The 19,757-nt window shown below is 39.1% G+C and carries 12 protein-coding genes; all 12 read right to left on the bottom strand.

Annotation, left to right across the window (positions count from 1 at the left end; all coding sequences use genetic code 11):
* Positions 1-195: 195 nt before the first annotated feature.
* Positions 196-888 (bottom strand): phospholipase D-like domain-containing protein, encoded by a 693-nt coding sequence (locus QOX26_RS13130; RefSeq protein WP_283675426.1) that lies wholly within the window; start codon positions 886-888, stop codon positions 196-198.
* Complete coding sequence (gene drmB, locus QOX26_RS13125) at positions 870-2,621, bottom strand: DUF1998 domain-containing protein (protein WP_283675425.1); 1,752 nt, start codon at positions 2,619-2,621, stop codon at positions 870-872. Before drmB ends, QOX26_RS13130 begins: the two co-directional genes overlap by 19 nt.
* Positions 2,622-5,981: a DISARM system helicase DrmA gene (gene drmA, locus QOX26_RS13120; RefSeq protein WP_283675424.1), complete on the bottom strand. Its 3,360-nt coding sequence runs from the start codon at positions 5,979-5,981 to the stop codon at positions 2,622-2,624.
* Position 5,982: 1 nt separating this feature from the next.
* Positions 5,983-8,655, bottom strand: a complete 2,673-nt coding sequence (locus QOX26_RS13115; protein ID WP_283675423.1) for a DEAD/DEAH box helicase — start codon at positions 8,653-8,655, stop codon at positions 5,983-5,985.
* Complete coding sequence (locus QOX26_RS13110; protein ID WP_283675422.1) at positions 8,652-10,199, bottom strand: site-specific DNA-methyltransferase; 1,548 nt, start codon at positions 10,197-10,199, stop codon at positions 8,652-8,654. The genes QOX26_RS13115 and QOX26_RS13110 overlap by 4 nt, the downstream gene beginning before the upstream one ends.
* Positions 10,200-10,209: 10 nt before the next feature.
* Entirely contained in the window at positions 10,210-12,810 is a 2,601-nt protein-coding gene (gene drmD, locus QOX26_RS13105) for a DISARM system SNF2-like helicase DrmD (RefSeq protein WP_283675421.1), read from the bottom strand.
* A gap of 14 nt (positions 12,811-12,824) precedes the next feature.
* Positions 12,825-14,084, bottom strand: coding sequence for a DNA cytosine methyltransferase (locus tag QOX26_RS13100; RefSeq protein ID WP_283675420.1), 1,260 nt, complete (start codon positions 14,082-14,084; stop codon positions 12,825-12,827).
* Positions 14,085-14,189: 105 nt separating this feature from the next.
* The gene (locus QOX26_RS13095) at positions 14,190-14,399 is read right to left on the bottom strand and encodes a helix-turn-helix domain-containing protein (RefSeq protein ID WP_283675419.1); all 210 of its coding nucleotides are present in this window, start codon (positions 14,397-14,399) and stop codon (positions 14,190-14,192) included.
* A gap of 406 nt (positions 14,400-14,805) precedes the next feature.
* Positions 14,806-15,759 carry a recombinase family protein gene (locus QOX26_RS13090; RefSeq protein ID WP_283675418.1) on the bottom strand — a complete coding sequence of 318 codons (954 nt, stop codon included), beginning with the start codon at positions 15,757-15,759 and terminating at the stop codon, positions 14,806-14,808.
* Positions 15,760-15,772: 13 nt separating this feature from the next.
* Positions 15,773-16,867, bottom strand: coding sequence for a recombinase family protein (locus QOX26_RS13085; protein WP_283675417.1), 1,095 nt, complete (start codon positions 16,865-16,867; stop codon positions 15,773-15,775).
* The gene (locus QOX26_RS13080; protein ID WP_283675416.1) at positions 16,868-18,382 is read right to left on the bottom strand and encodes a recombinase family protein; all 1,515 of its coding nucleotides are present in this window, start codon (positions 18,380-18,382) and stop codon (positions 16,868-16,870) included.
* A complete protein-coding gene (locus tag QOX26_RS13075) occupies positions 18,310-19,749 on the bottom strand; it encodes a hypothetical protein (protein ID WP_283675415.1) in 1,440 nt (479 codons plus the stop codon). The genes QOX26_RS13080 and QOX26_RS13075 overlap by 73 nt, the downstream gene beginning before the upstream one ends.
* Positions 19,750-19,757 lie beyond the last annotated feature (8 nt).

Genomic DNA, 19,757 nt, shown 5'->3' with positions numbered 1-19,757 from the left:
TGCTCTTTTAAAATTCGGATAATCTGCTCTTCTGTGAATCTCTGTTTCATGTCAATCACTCCATTTTTCTCAGTTTATCATATCGTGACTAACATTTCCACTGGATCAGTTTTTCGGGATCAGGTCAGTTGCGATTTCTAGCATTGTGTATTTAATATCAATTCTTTATTCTTATCGATTCCATCACTTGGCTTTTTATCTGAGTTTTTTAAATACCTTTTGCTCTCTTAATGTTTTAAGCAATGACTCAATTTCTCGTGCTTTTTCCGGTGATTCAATCAATACACCCATTTCAACATTGCCTTGCATCCCATGATATGAGAGATTGGCAGACGATATTAATGAAGTATGTCCATCCACGACAATCAGCTTTGCATGTAATGCTGACATCTTATCACCATCTTGCTGGTTGTAGCTAAATATTTTTATAAATTTGCTTGCATAAGTACTTAGTCGTTCAATGACATCTTGGTGTTTTTGAGTATCATTTAAATAGAGATTGACATAAACTCCTTGTGTACTTTTCTGAATAATTAGTTCTATCATTTCACCAAAATATTCAGAAATTGAATATCCTGTTAATGTAATGTTTCTTTCTGCGTATAATAAAATATTATTTACTACTACTTTAGTTTTACGTGCTTTCAGTTTGAAACTACTAGGTGCTGTGATTACCAATTCACATTGTTCACCTGAAGTACAAGCATATAGCTTACAAGCCATCTGTAATATATCCATAATTTCTCCGGATGAACAGTTTGGAAACTTTTTTTGAATTAAAATTAAGGATTTTTTAAACGCATCTGTCGCATTCAAAAGTCTATACTGCTCAATTTCATCCTTTAACGTTTGAACGATTACATCTATCCCTAAATCTTCGTGCCACATAATTCATTCACCAATTCTCTAAAGTAGCCACAAGATTCCCTTTCCGGTACCGGAACCACTAATGCTCTATCAAGCAGTCTGTTCCCATTTTCGCAAGCTGTCTCTGATATCATTGTACAAGAATGGCACGCAGCACCATTTATTCTGTCTTTTGTCGGCAAATTCATAAAGCATTCAGGATCGGTCGTGCAGGTGAGAGCATTTTGAAGAGCCTCTTTTAACAGTAGCAAAAACTTGTCCATTTCACCTAACTCAACCAATCCACCCAGAGACCCCTCTTTGTCAGAACTACCAGTGTAAATCAGAACACCGCACATTGCATTACTGCTGTATATTCTCTCTTTGATAGCTGTGGATGAATACCCCGATTGCATAGCCATCTCTTTGATTAAAATATGAGAGAACGTGTGCAAGAGAACATATTCCGCATTTCTTTCTTTGTACATCGTCCATCCTTTGCTTTTGCAAAACTCATTATAATAGTCTCTGTACTTATCAGAAAGAGCCATCACCTCTGGTGTACTCATCCACTTTGAAATTTGGTTTTTATTAAATTCAACGAAAATACCTTCACCATTTATCTCAACAGCAGGCAACCAAGACTCATGTCCTGCTTTTTTGTTAAGTTTACAGATATGATTAGGGTCATCAACTTCAGGTTCTGGTGCTTCCATCCGCATGAACCCCAGTAAAACCATAACCTCTCGCAGTCTATGGATTTTAATAATACGGGAAAAATACCTATTCAAGCCGTTATTAATATCTACTTCTTCTGCCTTGAAGTACTTAACATCTCGCTGATAAGCTAAGTCCGTATGATTTACAATTGCAGCGTATTCCATCTCCTTGATTTCTGAAAACTCTTGAATTTTGTTTTTAATTCTTATATACGCCTCATCAAATTCTTGTCTTGTAAATTTACTTGCAAAATATTTTTCATATACCTTTTGCAAACCGACCTCCCCAAAGTCTTCTTCATATGACTCGATCACCTTGCGATTGGCATTGATAATATCATTAATAGGGTTAGTCCACGGTGGAATAGAAATTGCACTGCGAATTACAGGAAAATAGACATTTGACGCACCCCTTTGAGATGGAATAGCTAACTTTTTGCACTTTTTATTCTGATCCAATGGACGATGAGGGTGATGACCTGAGCAGACCAAGCCATCCAGATTTTCGCGCTGCATAGCACCAGCCATACTTCTTTTAGCACCACATGAACACTCAACAAACATTTCACCCAATGAAGACGTTCTACCTGTAGAATATAGTTTCAACCTTCCTGTACAAGTTGAGTCACCTCTGTGTACCCATCGTGACCAAGGAAAATCATCCATGTGCCCGTCTTCACAGGCAGTAATAAATCTTGCAGGATACGCATCCCAGCCGCAATAAGGGCATTTTGGCCCCTTGTCTTTTATGTATTTATCTCTATCAAATCCATCACGTATATCAAATAGGGCGTTGCATTTGGAATTTGCACATACATGATAATAAGGAAACGACACCACCGGAATATCATCATATTCTGTTGTTTTAGGGGTTTTGAAATTATAAACTCCCAAGTAATTCGCAAGGCGGTTATCAATAATTGTTTTCCCGGTATCTCTCCAGTAATCAATATCCAGAACTGTTACCGAGTCGTTCTTTGCGTCCATAATAGAGCCGGGGCCATAAGTCGTAATTAACTGATTCGGTCTAACTTCTCCTAGCTTGTTCCAATTCATTTAGTTATCCTCCTCGTTAAAATAATATATGGTGGATGCCCGCTCGACTTCACGCATTGAGTTAAGTGTTGGCTTCTCCTTTGGGGTGCAGAATTTATCATAATAATTCAGCAAACGATTGAATCGCTCTAAGCCTACATCACTTGTAAAATATGTAAGTGTCTTTTCTTCGGTACTCAGTGTTTTCCAGTCTTCAATGAACAGGTCGATTTCCTTTTCCACATCGTAATACGCCTTATGCGCAACGATCTTAACTCTGCTTAATATTTCCGCTTTGACTTGCTTCAAAGTGGATTCCGAAATATTCCCAATTTCATTAGCACCTGTGTTAGGGGCCATTTGTTCATTTTGCAGCCTTAACAAAGCCACAACAATTGCATGAAGCACGCGATCTCTTGCTCTTGCAGAGAAAGGTGTTGCAGTTGTGCCTTCTACATAACGATACAATTGCGAATGGAAACCTTCAAAATTTTCATAGTGAGACAAGTCTCGTGGCCTGTATGGATTGTATACCGTGAATACGATGCCTGGGAAACTACGTCCTACTCGGCTTGTTGCCTGAATGTATTCAGCGTTTTGTTTTGGTTGGCCAACGACCGTCATCAAACCTAATCTGTCAACGTCCATTCCTACCGCAATCATATTTGTTGCGATAACTACATCATAACAATCCTGCTTGTTATCCGCTTTATTATTGTCGTATGGCGTTGTCAATTCTTCCAGTATTTTTGCAATTTCATAGGACTGAATTCGAGATGTAATTTCCTTGGTTCTCTTAAGGTATCTTTGCATTTCATGTCCATACTTTTTCTGTAACCGTTCTATTCGGCTCTTAATATCGTCCTCAAGCAAACGTACTGCACCGCCAAGTTCTCTGATGCTATTAAAATAGCCAATTAAGGTATAATAAGGATCAATGAAATCCTTGTATTCTTCCTGTCTAGATAAATTAAACACTGTTTCAAGAATAATAGAGTAGGTGCGAAGTAATGTGGTCTTCACTGATTGCCCATTACCACAAATGCCAACATACTTTCTAAAAGGTTTGTCCTCAAGGGGAATTTCCTTGATAAAATACGAATCCCGAATATCAAATCCACTCGGTGGAAATTGGCTATAACAATTTCTACCATACAAACACCTTATTTGTTCCCCGGCATTTTTGATTGTTGCCGTAGAGACAATATACTTTGGCAAAGTTTTTTTATTGCCTTGAGTTATGGCGCATAATTCTTCAACAATATTTTCATAACCACCATAAATAGTCCCTAGTGGTCCTGTAATTAAGTGCAACTCATCTTGAATAATCAGTTCTGGAGGATAGAACGGTTTAACATCAACAACATCAACTCTTGGGAGGTCAGCCGTCTTATTATGTCGGCTTTTGTGTTCTTCTCCCTTAGCAATATATCCGCATCTGGCACAATACCTGTCCGAATTTCCAAAAAGTAATCCCGTTTTCTCATCCCATGGCAATCTTGCAAATTTATCAACAGTAGAAATGATTACAGTAGGACACTTTCTATAGATTTCACTGTCAACAAGATATACAGGTAGTGTATGGTTGTTATGCTTGTAAAAATAGCATTTGTTGTTAGAACACGTAATTTTTACAGTCTGTAACTTAGAATCCACTTCGTAATCGGATTGCTCAATAGTTTTCCCACAGCAAGGGCATACAATTACTTGCTTTGATACTTTTCGCATGAAGTCTTTCCGTTTCTCACGGTCATCATAATCGCTGAAATTATTAGGTGTAACGCCACCACCAACCCAGAACCCGATGGAAATTTTGCTTTTACCATACAATTCCGGGTGTTTTTCTCGGAGCATTTCCGCCGCAACAATCAGCTTCATTAAACGGTCGCGCTGCTGAGTGGTCAAAAGTCTTAAGGTATACCTCAAAAACACTGTTACGCCGCCATCTTTTTCATATTCATCGCACATTGATGCGGTCAGCCTACGATATCCTATAACAAATGCAATCAATCCTAGGTAAGCTTCTGTTTTGCCGCCTCCCGTAGGGAAATATAACAAATCTACATTTTTTCTTTCATCGGAGGTTGGCTCAATACAACCATACAAATTCAAAAGGACAAATGCAATCTGGAAAGGACGCCATTCACTGTGATCTTCTTTCGTAAAATCGCTTAAGCTGCAAGATATACCTTGACTGTTCTTCTTCCCAAACATAGAAATGCTTCTTTGCATATACATTGCTTGATTCATAAAGCAAAACGCCTCAAAAGCATTATCATTGGTGGCAAGCAAGTTTATGCCTCTTTGAATTCTTTGCTGTGCGGTTTGGCATTCTGCTATAATTTTCTGTCCTTTGGGTATAAAAGATGAGTTTTCCATATGAGAACTATCATTCAGATCTCCAATCCATTTTTTATACAGATTAGAAAGGATAGAAAGACGTTCAATCGTTGCTGCCCTGTTTTTTGATAATGACATAAAGCGCATCGAAAACATGTTTTTATTAAAATCAGGTATATTAGGGCTAACTCCGTTAATTTCATAGTCTGGAATAAACACACTCTTTATCACAATTGCATTTTCTGAATCCGTTGTCTTCTCCCATGTTGCAGCACATCCGCGACCTCTGGCATACACTGCTCGATTTTCGTAATAATACTCATCCTCTAATTCAAGTTTTCTGCATTTGTGTTCAGGCAGAAAAACAGGGGATTGCTTGTTATCATATAGCGTCATTTCAACTTGATAAAGAACTTTCTCATATTCTTTTTCGTTATCGCCATTTGGACGTTGGTTATACAGATATACGGAAAGCATAGTGTTATGATTTTCCAAGTTTACCTTAATAATATGAATAACTAAGTGTGGATCTATGTTGAGAGGGATTTTAGTAAACCTATCAAACGACTGTAGATCAATGGTAAGCGTATCGTTTTCTTGTTCTCTAATATACAGAGTCTTATTTACCTCTTTTTCTATGCCTTTAACCATGGCCATCACTTTTACGGACTCTTTTTCATATCTGCCCCAAGCAATGTTTATATTTAGCTTTGTAGTTTCGGAACTGACATAGCAAGATACGCCCAAGGAAGATTGCTTTTTGAATCCACCCTTCGGTTTGTTGTCATCCGGATCAACATCTTCCATAATGGTGCCTGTATCGTTGTCCTCTTTGAAATCCGTTTCAAAGTTTTGCGTATTGTAATTCTCGTCTTCTGACATTTCGGCGTCAGAAGGAAATAGCATACCCGTAATATAGCTGTTGGTAGGCATTTCATCCAATTCTTCATTTTCGCCTTGGGGTCCAATTAAATCCATACGGACCGCTTTAAGAATTTCTTCCCTTGCCTTTGCATATTTGAATGCCAATTCATCTACCATATTATAGTTCCTCCTCTATTACCACAGCTCGACCTGCCGTATATTTAAATGAACTACCTATTACAATATCCTCTCCGGGTATCAGCCTAAAATGCCAAACTTTTGAATCGGAATCGACACTTGTGGCACATTCACACCACTTAATTGCAGCATAAGCCTTTTCAAGAACATCTTCGTCAGCAGTGCGATTAGAAGCCTTGACTTCGATCATATATTTCATATCTTTTGTTTCTACCAAGAAATCTGGATTATATTGTTTGCCCGCCTTATAAAAAAGACCAAGCTGATTTAACGGTGGCTTAATAAACCTTAATACTTCCGAGTCATCTTCCAGAATTACGGCAAATCTACGTTCATCATCGCTGTCAAAAGAATTTTCTGGATAGTACGATTTTTTGTACCCTTCAAACAGATACTGGCGAATGTTCTTTTTATCGTCAACTTCTTTCTTAAAATTAACTCTGCCGTCAACTTTCATGTTCTTAATAAATCTGCCAAATAAAATCAAGTCTTTCTGAACTTGATGTACAAACTCGGTGTGTTCCTCTTTTGCAGCATATATCTGTTTCTTTAAATCATTGATAATGACCGTTGCATATCTTCTGATGACCTTTTTCTTTTGCTCGTAATCGCCCTCGATTAACGACATATACTGATTTACTACATCAAGGATATACTCCGCATCATCTGCACTAAATTCAGGTATCTCCTCAAGGAGCATACAGGCAAGAGCGTTTTCCGGCTCATCTTCTATTAACGCATCCGCTTCCACGACAGATAAAAGCCTTTCATTGATAACGTCATATCTTTCTATTTGAGATGCCGCTACATCAAACTCCATATGATTTTTTTTAACGTTAATAGGCTTGAATGTTATAGTGGAACTGTAATTGATGCTGATTTTGGGTACTGAAATTGCAACCTGCGACAACTGTTTTAACTTCTGCTCAAATTCCTCTTTTTTCAGTGCAGGAGTTATTGTCTTTTTTGTTTTATTAGATACGGGTGCCTCAGTAACTTTGCTTGAATCACCCAATGTCTTCGTTTGCGTTTCAGTATCGGCCTTTATGGTAGTTCCAAGGTCAAAGAGTGATAATTGACCTTGCGTACTTTTTGTACTATTTGAAGCAGTTATTTTCTTTGCATACTCAGACAAATAAGACTTATACATACTTTCAACTGTCCGTGCATCATTGAAATCTTGAAAAGACTTAACCTTTGTTTCTTGGATAGCGGTATCAACCAATGATAGCTGCTCATTTTCAAAGCTTATATTGATTTCTACCAATGTTGTATCTGGAATATCCTCTTTATCAAGGTCTTTGTTCCTGAAAATAGGATTATCCTTAATATCATCAATGATTTCACGATAATGATCATGCGCAACAATATCTAGAGTATCCACTTCCTCAACACCAGTAATCTGTCCAAAAGGCAGACGAAGCCCACGACCAATGGTTTGCAATGCCAAAATATCACTTTTTGCTGCATTTAATGGGATAATGGTAAATAGATTGTTTACATCCCATCCTTCTTTTAACTTATAAACATGTAAAACAATTTCGATAGGATTCGTGTTTTCCTCAATGGTAAGCAGTTTTTGGATGTTCTCCTCCGTTTCAACACTTCCAGTGCTGGAGTCAATCTGAATAACCTTACCAACATATCTGCCGCCGAAGAAAGAATCCGAATCAATTTTTTCTCGTATTTTCTTTGCGTGCGTCGTGTCCTTACAAGCAACTAACACAATTGGTTTTACTTGCTCCAAATTGTTATCCACACAATACTTATACACCACGGCTTTTCGGCGTTCATGTAGTTTGATACCATCTTTTAGCTTCATTTCCTCAATGTCATCTGCAGAATATCCTGCTGTGTTCGTTCTGCCCATTACGACTGGAATTTTCAGATATTTCCCAGCACCTTTGGCAAGATCATAACGATATATAATGTTTTTGTTACTGTCTTTAGGCGTAGCTGTAAATTCTAAACCCAAAATAGGATTCAGATAGTCGATAGCTTTCATAGATGCAGGTGCATAATAGCGATGTGCCTCGTCCATACAAATAACAAGGTCGTCAAAATTTTTTAACACATCTGCAAAAGATCCGCCCAAGTTCTCATTAAAATCGTGAAATTTAAAATTCACATCACCACGAGTAAAAATCTTACCAATATTAAAAATAAACAACTGAATTTCAGAAGTCCTTTCTAATACGATCTCACCCTGCTCATATTTTACCGGATAGGATAAATAATTCTCGCCATCATAAACTTTCGGTCTACCCATTTCGGCCTCTAAGCCTTTAAACATATATTTCGGATGGCTGGGGACAGTTTCTTTTCTCAGCTTATCATAAATCGTATTGCCTGGAGTAAGAATAAAAAAGTGCTTGTACCCCTTAGTTTTGTACAGGTAATATATAGTTGCACCCATTAACCGCGTTTTACCAATCCCTGTGGTCATATCAAAGCAAAAAGAAGGAAAATGGAACTCTCTATCCACCTTAATATCTTTTTTATTTTCGCAATTTTCGTTAGCAAGCTTTTCTGCGTTTTCTCTTGTGGTTGTTTTATAGTCAAGGTTGGAACTGATAGCATCAAAGTACTGCAAGGCCTCAAACTGTGGTTCACGCAGACTCATTGCCCAATTTATTTTACTGATAACGCTCATTGTTCCACCTCACTTTTAAAATTACATTTTTTCAGTAAATCCTTAGGTATTTTTTTCACTTCTATATTATCTGGGATATTCATATCCCTCTGTAGCTTTGTGCAGTAAATCAGCAGTGATTGATTTTCTCCCAAAGATTTCATAAGAGACATAATGTACTTACTGTTTACAAACTCTGTGGTAACATGGATAAATCTATTTTCGGAAGAGAATCCGTGGAATTCACCGATGGGACTGTATTTGAAGCCCTCAATTTTACAGATTGCTTCCACCACCATGTCAAAGGTGTAACATGAATTCAGCTGATAAATAGGGAGAACTTTGTTTTTAACTAGCAATGGTTCTGCAAGTTCATAGAATTTGAAGCCGCCACCGCCTTGCCAATTTACATTTTGAGAAATTCCGCCCTGTTCACCATCAACAACTCTTTGCATTCTTGGAATACAGTGCGTATAACAATGTTCACCTAGTTCAATTCCTATCCATTTGCGATTCATTTTATGAGCTACAGCACTTGTGGTTGCAGACCCCAAAAACGAGTCGAGCACCAGTTCCCCTTCATCACTACCTATTGAAAGAATTCGTTGAATTAATTTCTCTGGTTTAGGAGTATCAAATGGTCTTTCACCATCTATTACAAAGTCTCTTACTTCTAATTTGGAAATTCTATTGCTCCCACATTCTCCATGGGTCCATATTGTCTCTGGGGGCTTTGTAGGATTAGCCTCAGCATAAATCTTATAATTTGCAGACCAACCTTTTTTTCCCTTTATCCACTCAATTTTATCAATATCTCGCTCTACTCTTTCCTTGCTCCATCTCCATCTGCCATCTGAACCATCAGGAGCTTTAGGAAACACTTCTGTTCCGTCAGGTGCAATAATCCCATAATATAACGTTGGTCTAGCCTCTCGTGTGCTCTCTGGTCCAATCGCTCTTAAAGGCTTCAGATAATACTTCTTTCCAGCTTTGTCTGTTTTGTTATAATGTTTTAATGAAGCTTCATCTTCAATAATAATTTTATTAATTTTTACGGAATTAACATCTTTAGCATATACTAAAATACTATCATGTCTAGATGAAAAAATTTTAGCGTCCATTCTTGGACTGTCTGATTTTTCCCAAATAATCGTTCCTAAGAAATTTTTGCGACCAAATATTTCATCACACATAACTTTTAGATAATGACACTCGTTGTCATCTATTGAAATCCAAATAGAACCTTTTTGGCTTAATAGTGTTTTCATGATTTCTAAGCGAGAATACATCATACATAACCAAATCGAATGCTCCACACCATCATCATACTGTTCAAAGGCACTTCCTGTATTATAGGGAGGGTCTATAAAAATACATTGGATTTTATCTTCGAAATCTTGTTCAAGTGCTTTTAATGATAACAAATTATCCCCGTGGATAAGCATATTTTCAGTATTAGTGTCACCGTATGATTTTGTCTTATCTTCAACCAGAATTCTTGGTTCCAGCTTTTCTTCGTCGTATTTTCCGACCCAAGTCAACTCCAGCCTTCCTTTTTTCTGCATATTGTCCTCCTCAAAATTGTACCACTATTTTTGCTATAAGCATTGGTTCTATGGCGAACTGTTTTTCAAACGCCAGCTTCATTTCTGTAGCTTCAGCTTGCACCTCTGCTGTGAATTCATGGAAACTAAAGCTCATCTCACCCTGCTTTTGCTTAAGTTGCTCCATTTGTTTTTTAATTTCAATCTTCGCCTTAAAATTCTTTTCTTCTATGTATACAGAGTTCAGTTCATCCAGTTTTGTTTTAAATTCATTTATTTGCAAGTTATATCCATCGCAACGAAGTGCAACCCAGTTATCTATTTTTATATTGTTCCTCAAAACAAGCTTTTGGTAACTATTTTGATATTTCCGTAATTTTTCATCAAAAATAGCATTACTGAATTCCACCACAAGGCTTTGATCGAGATCCTGTTTCTCTAAATCCTCGTCACTTAAGGATGATAGCATCTGAATGACATCACCCTCCGTTAATAAAACACGGTTATTGTTAAGATCAAGCACTTCCAATATTGGAAATAACAACTCTTGCTTGTTATAGAATCCTCCAATGATTATATGTCCATGCCGTACCTCATCATTTATGCCTATATTATTCGTTTTATAAGCAATGGGATATTGTGCAATCGAGATATCATTTGGAATGCTTGTCCAAAATGTTTTATCCTCAAAATAGCGGTTGACTTCAACAAAAATTTCCTGCAATTCTTGTTTGTGTGCTTCTTCTGATGCCTTTGATATCAAGTTTTTTAGTTCCCGAAATTTCGCATTACGTTTTCTTTCCAGCTCTTTTTCCAAAATTTTAAATTCCTTATTGAATTCAGTTGGATTTTTGCATTGCTGGTATATCTGTAGAACACGTTTTTCAAAGTTCTCCCCACTTTCCAAAAGACCGATTGCCTTATCCGAAGCACCGAATACACCTTGGAATAGTTCAAACTTCTGGGATAAAATCTCATAGACTCGTCTGTCCGCTACGTTTTCTGTATTGAGAAGATTAATTACAACTACATCATTTTTTTGCCCGTACCGATGACATCTGCCGATTCTTTGCTCAATTCGCTGTGGATTCCAGGGCAAGTCATAGTTGATTACAGTATTGCAAAATTGCAAATTCAAACCTTCTGAACCAGAATCAGTAACCAACAGGATTCTATAATCGTTCTTAAAAGTCTCCACAATAGCATTTTTAATTTCAACACTTCGGCTGCCTAAATCTTTACCGTAGTTTTTCGATTTCCATGCGCGATATATTTCTTTCGTCTTGTTATCAGACATATTGCCGTTAAACATGAGCATAGAGTCATCATACCCTAATACAGATAGTTCTTCAAATAAGTAACTTTGGGTTCTAACAGATTCTGTAAACACAACAACCTTTTCACTGATGCCCATTTTTCTTTGTCTGCTAAATGCAATCTGTACTGCCTTTTTCAAAGCATTCAACTTTGCGTTGGTTTTTATTTTATTCGCAACTGTTATAATTTCATCAACCTCATCTATTTCATGCTGGATAAATTCATTAACCTTATCTCTGTCATAAAGTTCTACTGTCTCTTCTGTTTCTGCTTCTTCTTCATCAAAATCATCATCCAAAAAATCAAAGAAATAATCAAGACTCTTATCTACTGATTCCGTTCTTGTAGTTTCTTTCAGCTTCTGCAAACGCTCTTTTAAAACCTCAAATGTATTTACAACAGCAGAACTGGAAGATGCTAATAACTTACGAATTACAATTGTAATTAAGCTACGGTTTGAAGAGGGGATGGCATACAATATATTTTTTTTTAGATAATCATTAACAAGCTTATATAATATAGCCTCCATAGGAGTAAGCGAGAAGTCTACACTAATACCTATTCTTGATTTAAACTGAAGATAATCCGCAACCTCGCTACGAAGTGTTCTTTGCAAAACAGGTTCAAGCATAATCTTGAGTTCTGCGTAGTCTTGATTTTTAATATACTTTTGGCTAAAAACACGCTTATCTAAAAAAATTTTATCATCAATAAACTGCACTAAACCGAACATATCCAGCAACGTGTTTTGCATTGGCGTAGCTGTCAGCATTAGCTTGGGAATACCTTTTGAAAGATCATATATCTTATTTGCAGTTTTGCTACTATTTTTATGGATATTCCGCAAGCGGTGTGCTTCATCAAAGACCATGAAATCCCAAGATATCTTAGAAAGAAGGTCTCTTCTCTTTGCAGCAAAATTGTAAGAAGTGATTAACACACCATGTTCTCTCTTTGAAAATTCGTAATAAGAGTCAAAGTTTTGACTATCTATGATAACTGTATCAATAGAAAACTTTTCTTCAAGTTCTATTTGCCATTGTTTTCTAAGACTGGCTGGCATAATGAGCAATATTTTTTTGTAACCGTTTTTCAATAAATACTTCAACACAAGACCTGCTTCAATTGTTTTGCCAAGGCCAACCTCATCCGCTAAAATCGCACCCCCTGTGCGAATAGCAGAAAGTGCAAACATAAAAGCTTCTATCTGATGTGGGTTAATATCAATTTTTTCAGAATCAAGACAGCTGTATGGGTTAGTATTTAGTTCTTGACGTTTGATTTTACCGTATTCCCTTATCAGTAAGTTATCCATAGAATCTCCCTAATTCAATCATCTAAAAGTGCTTTTATTTGTGTTGCGATTCCTTTTGCCATAAGTGGAGGAACTGCATTTCCTATCTGCACGAATTGAGCTGTCCGTGGACCTTCAAAATAATAGCTGTCAGGAAAAGACTGTAGCCTTGCTGCTTCCCTTACGGAAATTGACCTGCATTGTTCTATATCTGGATGAATAAAATAATGCCCATCCTTAGATAAATGTGCCAAGACAGTATGGCAATATGGCATATCACCCTCAACAACCTTAAACCTATCAACAAAAGATGATCTATTCTTATGCGTTTTCAATTCTTCTGGTAGGTGATTATAATTTAGTCGACTATGATTGTCATTCCAAAGTTCAATTACCCGTCTATAAATTTCTACATCCCTATCCGTATTCGGTCTGCAGACATGGTGCGTAAGAACATCATGTTCAGTTCTAATTCTAAATCGTCTCAGATATTGATTAATCGGTACATTAGGCCGATACTCATTTAAGGTTTGACCTCTCTCCAATGCGGGTAAATCCACCAACAGGTCACTCACTATGGCGTGTGAATTTACGATAGGGAAATCCGGATATCTAAAATCTGTTCCTTTTCTCCATCCAATAATAATCATTCGTTTTCTATTTTGAAGAACCCCGAAGCCACTTGCATTCAGTTCTCTATATTCAATTACATATCCAACTCGCTTAAGATGGCTTTGCAAGTTCCTGAATGCCGCTCCATTTCTTGCAGTTTTTATTCCTGCTACATTCTCGAATACAAACATCCTAGGCTGGTATTTTGTTAAAAACCTAGTGTACATTTTGTAAAGTTCGTTTCTCGGGTCTTGCTCCATCGGAGTGTCCATATGTTTACTTTGTGCTCTGCCTACAAGAGAATATGCTTGACATGGTGGACCTCCAACAACCACATCAACATGATTTATGCCATCCTGTTCCATAATTAAATCAATCTGCTCAAAAATATTAAAAATCGTTTTTGTAGACATTTCTTCACAAATTACTGTTTGCAATACCTGCGGAGGAACTGCTTCCAACAGTTGTGCTCGTGTAATATCACCTCTTAAATAGTCATAATAGACATTTAATCTGCGAACTTTTTTTAAAAAGTAATATATACTTCTTGTCTCTAAGGTCATTGCTGCATATTGGTTCATTTCAATGTGGGCAATTGGATTAAATCCTTTCTGCATAAAACCTTCGGATAGTCCCCCTGCTCCAGCAAATAAATCTATAAAATTCAGACTATCTCTCTTCATAACAATCCCCTTGCTCAAGTATTCTAAAATTTGTATTTGAGCAGTTTTGATCCTGAACATAAGGAAATTCGTTATACTTAATAACATTCATTAAATGCATTCTCCTTAAATTCTATCACCATTTTCAAGTACAAAATTACGCTCAAATTTACTTTCTACGGCACTTGCTATCAATTCTAATTCTGTAATTGTAAAGCTTTCACGCTTCATTTTTGCATTAAAATTCTGCGGAGAAGTACCTACTCTCCGTGCCAATTCAGATACGCTTATATTGGAACGAACACACAAAACCTTAATTTGTTCTGATATAGTCATCTACTATCACCTTTACATTCGCCTTTACATTTGAAACATTATATTGTAATTATAAAACACAAAGTTTAAATTGTCAATTAATTCCCCTATGGTGTTATTCGTAATAGCTGCTGAATATCAGTCGCTGAATACCCGTATCAAAACAGCCAGCTTCAGCAATGATTTGGCTGACGCTGGCTGTTTTGATACGGGTATTAGTGTTTTAGAAAAGCAACTACATTGGATCAAGAACATACAAAGACAATATTGTAAGTTATCTACACAGAAATAAACGCACTTATCATTGATTCGCTTTCCCTACAATACACCTATCATTACTCTTCCAATTCTTGAAAATCCTAAAATTATATCATCTTTATTGGCATTCTTGCATAGAGCCAACATTTTTTCATTTCTACCTCCATATCTACAACAGGTCTGTCATTTTATAATAGTCCTCATAATTCCACACTATTTCAAATCGTTCATCCTCAAATACAGAAATCTCTTTCACAAAGGCCAGCACCATATCTTTGGTAAGCTGATCGGCGAACTCATACTTTTGGTGGACTTGCTGATACTCAGTTTCCTGCTTATCTTCTGTAAGCAAGGAACATTCTGTTTGCAGTTCCTTGAGTTTTTCTGAAATCAGGTTCATCTGCTGGGTATTGGCTTCGAGCATTGCTGCGTACTGCTCTTTTGAAATGTGTTCAAAGCAATATTCTTCAAAGGCATTTTTCCTAGCTACACGAAACTTTTCAATTTCCTGCTGTCTGAGCTGGATTTCCTTTTGCAGACTTTGTATCCGTTCATGGTTGGTCAAGGTGAACTCCGAAGGATTTCTACCATCACGAAGTACCATGCTAACCTGCTTGTTGATGATGGCAAGCAGAATATCACTAAATGCCGTTTCCATTGCTTTGATTGTACTGCATGGAGTGCTTTCTTCATACTTAGCCATGTAGCAGTGATAATAGGGCAGTTTTACACTGGCACGGGTCAGATTATGATGGCAATACCCACACTTTAAAATCCCAGTCAGCGGATACCCTCTGGATGGAACAGTTTTGCGCCAATTTTCCCTCTTTGGAAACCAAACACCAGCTTTTTCAAATAGCTCTTGTGTTACAATCGGCTCATGCGTATCCGCAGCAACAATCCATTCTGATTTTGGATTCACCTTTGTTCGCTTTGTTGATACATCCGCTTTTGTCCGTTTATAGCTAACCAATTTCCCGGTGTATCGCCCATCACAAAGAATCCGCTTGATAGCAAATCGTGTCCATAACAGGCGGTCATCCGCCACTTTCCACCCACGGTCAAGGTCTGTACCGTTCTGTTTGCGATAAGCCAGTGGTGAAGGTATCTTTTCTTTATTCAAAAGAACCGCTATCTTAGCGTACCAGCTTTGTGTGACAATCTCCGCAATATAACAGTCCTGCGAAAATATTCTCCTTTTTCCCATGCTTATCATACTTTCCCCTTAACGCTACAGCCTGCTGTCGGATTTGTTCCTTTTGCTGCTGAATCTTCTCAAAGGTTTCCTCGTCTATGATGGCTTCGTGGGTATGGGGAACTACAATCCACTCAGAACGGGGAACCTTTGTGGTTGGGAGTCCGTCGCAAAGTGCCTTCTTGGTCTTACCCTGTGCCATTACGCCTGTATAGATAGGATTATCCGTAAGAACTTTTATCATTTGCCCCTGCCAAAGTTCATTTTTGGGCTTCTTTTGGATTTCGCCCTTTTGATATAAATATAGTGAGGGTGATACCACATTGGCTTCATTGAGCCTTCGAGCGATAGTAGTATTTCCAATCCCTTGTGCCTTCCACTGAAAAATCTGGTATACGATAGGTGCCGTATCTTCATCAAGAATAAGCTGATGTTTATCTTCGGGTGATTTCTTGTAACCATAGGGGGCAAAAGCACCGATAAACTCGCCCTTTCGCTGTTTTGTTTCCAAGGAAGTATTGATTTTTCGAGAAATATCCTTGGCATAAAAATCGTTGATTAGATTTTTCAGCGAAATAATCATGGAATTGCTTCCATCATCTGTAAGGCTGTCATAACCATCATACATCGCTATAAATCGTACTCCCATGGTAGGAAAGGTCTTTTCGATGTAATAACCGGCTTCCACATAGTTTCTGCCAAAACGGGACAGATCCTTGACTACAATACAGTCGATCCGCCCTGCCATGGCTCCATCCATCATCTTTTCAAAATCGGGACGCTCAAAGTCTGTGCCTGAAAATCCATTATCGCAGAATATCTGGCACAGCCGCATATCTGATTGCTCACTTACAAAGCGTTCCAGCATAAGCTGCTGGTTTTGAATGCTCTCGCTTTCTGCGCCATAATTGTTATCTTCTACGGAAAGTCTCACATAAATAGCCGTATTATAAATTCGCTCCGGTAAAGCAACGCTTTCTGTCGCTACTCCGCTTAGAGAAGCGGCAATAGCGTTTTGTCTGCTCTTTCTCGCCATTTAGACCACCTCCGCTTCTTCCGGTGAGGTGGCATCGGCAGTTTCTGCACAGGAAATGACTTTCAGTGCCTGCTCAAAATCGTATTGATACTGAAATACGATTTCAATGCGGTTTCCTTCATAGATATTGATATGGTCAATCAGAGTAACCACAATGGGCCTTGTAAGCTCCGTAATATTTTGGTACTGCCGGAATATCTCTATCCAGTTATTATTTTCTTTCAGGCTAAAAGTGGCGGTATGAAGCTCCTTTTCCAGCCTGTGCAAATCATCTTCGGCTGATTTTTGCTGTTCATCGTATTGAAGCTTCATCTCAAAGTATTCTGCTTCTGAAATGAGCTTTTCCACTTTGGATTCAAACAAAGCCTTTTTCAAGCGTTTATACCGCTCAATTTCTTCTCTTTTCTGCTCTGCCTGAATCCCTGTCCGACTGACTATACTCTTGCGGTAGGGCATATCATCAATACGTTTCAGCATTTTATCAACATCAAGGATGGCATCAATTTGACTTCTGATACTGGCAAGAACTGATTGTTCCAGCAGGGTATCTTTGATTCTGTGACTGGAGCAAATCTTCGTGTTTCGGTTGTTGCCACACATATAGTAGGTATAGATTTTACCGCCACGGTTATTGTTGTTTCGCACCATACTGTGTCTACAATCCCCGCAGAACAGCAGGCCACTGAACAGATATACCGTTTGCTCCTGCGGTGCAATCCGGGTATCTTTGATAAGTAGGCGGTTTACCGTATCAAAGATTTCTCTTTCAATGATCGGCTCATGGTTATGTTCAATGCGAACCCATTCATTTTCTGGCTTTTGCATGAGCTTTTTGATTTTATGGTTCGGGGTGCTTCGCTTACCCTGCACCAAGGTACCAACATAAAATTCGTTTTTCAGGATACGGCCTATGGCAACAGCCGTCCATCTTGCTTTTGGATTGATTTGAAAACCGCTCTTATACTTCATACCGCAGTAACGCTTATACTCCATAGGGGATAGGATACCTTGGTCATCCAAGCGTTCTGCAATACGCTGCTGGCTGAGTCCCTCCAGCTTCCATTTGAATATATCCCGTACCACATCGGCGGCATATTCGTCTATGACAAGCTTGTGCCTGTCATCAGGGTCTTTCAGATACCCGTATACGGCAAAGGAGCCGATGAAGTCTCCCTTTTTTCGTTTGACTTCAAGCTGGCTCCTGATTTTTACAGAAATATCACGACAGTAAGCATCATTCACCAAATTTTTGAAGGGAAGTACAATATCATCTGCTCCGCCTTTTCTCTGAATAGAATCATAGCCATCGTTAATGGCAATAAAACGGACTCCATACAGCGGAAACTCCTGATCCAGGAATCGCCCCGCTTCTACAAAATTTCTTGCAAAACGGGACAAATCCTTTACGATGACACAATCAATCTGACCGCTTCGGATGTCCTTTAGCAACTGCTGAAAGGCCGGGCGGTCAAAATTAGCACCGCTGTATCCATCATCAACACGGACAGAGTGCACTTCAATATCAGGCTTATCCGTAGCATTGGGATGCTGGCTTCAAATTCCGTATCCTCTAAATGCGTGTAGGAGGGGTTGTTTACGAGATTCAGAAGCCGCACAATCTCCTTTTCCGAAAGCACATCACAGCCAATCCCATTGGTGGTGAACTTCTCCGCCAGCAAGGATGCGCATTTCAGTAAATCTTTTTCCGCGCCGTCCTCATACCGATCCCAAAGGGAAATATAAAACTGGCGCTCCACGATTTCGCCGGACAGCGCATAACTGCTCATCTGTAAAATCTCCTGCCGTAAAAGTTCCTTACGCCTGTCATCAGCGGTTTTCAGCATTCCCTGCATATCGGAGATAAGGGGTGAAATATCCACGGGCCTGCTGACTGCTATAAACTTAAACGGATACTGAATGTCGGACAGCTCGGCGGTAAGCTGCTTAATCAGAGTGTTTTTTTCCGCTTTGCTGTAAAGGTCAATGCTGATTGCGTGAACGCGCAGATAGGTCAGCACCAATCCGTCCTTGGTAAACGAAGGCTTTCCTTTTGCCTTTTTCGGGGACTCCTGTGGGGTATCCGCATTGGAACCCGGCTTTGGGGCAGCCTTGGCCTGCTTCTTGGCAGCACCCGGCTTTGCCTTTGCCTGCGGGATATTCAAAAGCCGCTCAATCGCTGCTGTGTAGCCTGCGCTCTCCGGCTGGATCAGGGGCATCAGAAGTGCCAGCTCATCGTACTGCTGTTCCAACTCCGGCACATAAGGCAGCACAAAATCCGCACCGCCGTACTGCTGGGCTACGGCTTCCCAGTCCTGACCGGCTTTCAGGTTTCCGATAACGGTACGGTGGGAGTCCTTGCGGAACCGGCTGTCTGCCAGCATGGGATCGTGGGTGAGGAAGTAGGATACTCCTTTTAGGTTGGCGGTTCCCAAGCGGAAAACCCTATCCGCCAGTTCGATTGCCACAATAGAAACCGGGTCTGCTTCAAAGGTTGCGGTGCAGTCAATGATGATATAGTCCGCCAGATACCGGAGCAGGACAAAAAACTCCACCGCCTTTTCCCTTGTAATCTGCGGGTAGTGCATCAGGCTTTCCCCGGCGCGATATCCCAGCAGGCTGATGTATTCATTTTTCTCGGTCGGCACACAGGCTTTCAGTATGTTTTCCTGCGTCAGTGCCGGAGTCGTCAAAAGGCTCCCCAGCGAGGTGTCATGGCCTGCCCCTGCCGGTAATACGATAGGCATTACCGGTGTAAACGGGTCGCAGAATACCACAATCACATTCTTTTTTTCTGCTGCCAGTGCAAGAGCAATTTTAAGGGCAGCGGTGGTTTTCCCGCTGCCCTGACTGCCCATGACGGCAATTACTTTTTCCTGTTCCATACGCTCCG

The sequence above is a fragment of the Butyricicoccus sp. Marseille-Q5471 genome (genome assembly GCF_951230135.1).
GTDB lineage: Bacteria > Bacillota > Clostridia > Oscillospirales > Butyricicoccaceae > Agathobaculum.
The sequence above is the reverse complement of the archived record's forward strand: the minus strand, read 5'-3'. Positions and strand labels throughout refer to the sequence as shown.